This window comes from Massilia glaciei (assembly GCF_003011895.2).
Taxonomy (GTDB): domain Bacteria; phylum Pseudomonadota; class Gammaproteobacteria; order Burkholderiales; family Burkholderiaceae_D; genus Telluria_A; species Telluria_A glaciei.
The window spans coordinates 1-2,120 of record NZ_PXWF02000054.1; the positions used below are offsets into that span (position 1 = coordinate 1).

The following is a 2,120-nucleotide window of genomic DNA, read 5'->3' on the forward strand; positions in this document are numbered from 1 at the left end:
AACTGCCCTTATACATCTGACGCGCCGGGTATTGGCCGGGATGGTAGTGGAAACTATAGTGCGCCATTTCCTCGAGGCTTGGCACAGCCATGTCCATTAACCGTCCCTGGAAGCCTTTGGCCATGGCAATCTGACGCAAACGTTTGACTTCCTTGACCAGGCAGCTGTAATGCCGCGCATGCGCTAAATTTGGACACCGTGATACAGGACTTGAAAGCAGCCGGTCGATCTTGCCCACTGTACATGATGATGATTAAATGGAACAGCCTATGTCACCGAAGCGACTGAGCGATGTACTACGGTGACTTTATTTTGCGCGTACAGTCGGGAGTTCTTGCCAGCTGGTAGTGTACTTCGGTGTCCGGTTCCCCGCCCTCATGGCCCAGCGGTTGCTGGTGCCGGCCGATGCCAGCTGGAGAGTGTCCTTGCCATAGCGTTTATTCAATGCATCGAAAACCGCCATGAATTTTTGCGACTCCCCACGCGGCCGCCCGCTTTCGAATAGCGTGCCCTGGCCTCCCTTGTCAGGGCTCAGGTCCATGAGCATGACGCCCGCCTTTTTGTAGCGGAAGCCCGGGCGGTAGATCCTGCGCAGGCCGCGCAGCGCGGCGCCGGTGAGCTCGCGGTTGTCCGCGGTCGGTTCGGCGAACGGGATGCTGACGCCGTTGCTGTACTGCTCGTCCTGCCGGCGGAACGGGTTGGTCTGGATGAAAATGTGGATGGCGCCGCACACGCTGTGCTGGCCGCGCAGCTTCTCGCCGGCGCGCGCGACGTACAGCGTGACCGCCTCGGCCAGCTCGTCGACGGACGTGACCAGCTCGCCGAAGCTGCGCGACGAGACGATCTCCTGCCGCGGGGGCGCGATCTCCTCGAGCGCCAGGCAGGACAGGCCGCGCAGCTCGTTGCACGTGCGCTCCATAACCACGCCGAAGCGGGCGCGCATGTCACGCGGCTCGGTGTCCTTGAGCGCCTGGACCGTCGTGATGCCCATGCCCTCTAGCGCGGCGCCGATGCGGCGACCGACGCCCCACACCTCGCCCACGGCGATCCGCTCGAGCAGCCAGCGCTCGCGCGCCGCCGACATCGTGGTGAAGTCGCACACGCCGTCGAACAGGGGGACTTTCTTACCGACGTGGTTGGCCAGCTTCGCCAAGGTCTTGGACGAGCCGATGCCGACGCAGACGGGCAGCGTCGTCCACTGCAGGATCTTGGCGCGGATGTCCTGGCCCATCGCCGATGGCGATTCCCATAGGCTGGACATGCCGGCCAGGTTCAGGAAGGACTCGTCGATCGAATACACCTCGACGTTGGGGCTGTAGGTGCGCAGGATCGTCATGATCCGGTTCGACATGTCGCCGTACAGGGTGTAATTGGAGGACAGGCCGATGATGCCGTGCTGGCGCACCAGGTCCTTCATCTCAAACCAGGGGGCGCCCATCTTGACGCCCAGGGCCTTGACCTCGTTGCTGCGCGCCACCGCGCAGCCGTCATTGTTCGACAGGACGACGACAGGCCGGCCGCGCAACTTCGGGTTGAAAGCCCTCTCGCAGGACACGTACATGTTGTTGACATCGACCAGCGCGAAGATTTGGTCGGCCGGGCCCGCGCTCATCCCCGGTACCTGCGGATGGAGCCAACGACGACGCCCCAGACCTCGAGCGTGCTGCCCTCGACCATCCGGATCGACGCGTATGCGGGGTTCTCCGATCGCAGCTCGATCGTCCCATCGACCGAGTGCAGGCGCTTGAGGGTGTATTCCGAGTCGATTACAGCGATCACAATTTTTCCGTGGGTCGGCGGCACCGAGCGATCCACGATCACCTTGTCGCCGTCCAGGATGCCGGCGTCCCGCATGCTGTCGCCGGCGACGGTGAACAGGAACGAGGCGCATTTGTTGGGGACCAGGTATTCGTTGAGATCCAGCCCGTCCTCGATGTAGTCGGCCGCCGGCGAGGGAAATCCTGCCGTTATCTTGTGGGCCAGATGCTGGTGCTGACACGGCGGCGGCGCGTGCGCGAGGCTTGCGGGACCGTCGATGGCTCCGTACCCGAAGGGGTGTTCAGGAAATTTTCTCATTTTTACTTACACTGTATGAATATAAGGGGTATCCATTTAGCTCC

3 protein-coding genes are annotated in these 2,120 nt (G+C 62.5%); all 3 read right to left on the reverse strand.

Annotated features, from left to right (window positions below; translation table 11 throughout):
- Nucleotides 1-238, reverse strand: a 238-nt coding sequence (locus tag C7C56_RS29280) for a hypothetical protein (protein ID WP_219933103.1), incomplete at its 3' end; no start/stop codon positions are given.
- 69 nt (nt 239-307) lie between these two features.
- Nucleotides 308-1,612: a Y-family DNA polymerase gene (locus C7C56_RS04215; RefSeq protein WP_106756241.1), complete on the reverse strand. Its 1,305-nt coding sequence runs from the start codon at nt 1,610-1,612 to the stop codon at nt 308-310.
- Nucleotides 1,609-2,076 carry a LexA family protein gene (locus C7C56_RS04220; protein ID WP_106756242.1) on the reverse strand — a complete coding sequence of 156 codons (468 nt, stop codon included), beginning with the start codon at nt 2,074-2,076 and terminating at the stop codon, nt 1,609-1,611. Before C7C56_RS04220 ends, C7C56_RS04215 begins: the two co-directional genes overlap by 4 nt.
- Nucleotides 2,077-2,120 lie beyond the last annotated feature (44 nt).

Excerpts from the sequence above, each read along its gene's own strand:
- C7C56_RS04220 (WP_106756242.1), bottom strand. The coding sequence starts at position 2,076 with ATGAGAAAATTTCCTGAACACCCCTTCGGGTACGGAGCCATCGACGGT.
- C7C56_RS04215 (WP_106756241.1), bottom strand. The coding sequence starts at position 1,612 with ATGAGCGCGGGCCCGGCCGACCAAATCTTCGCGCTGGTCGATGTCAAC.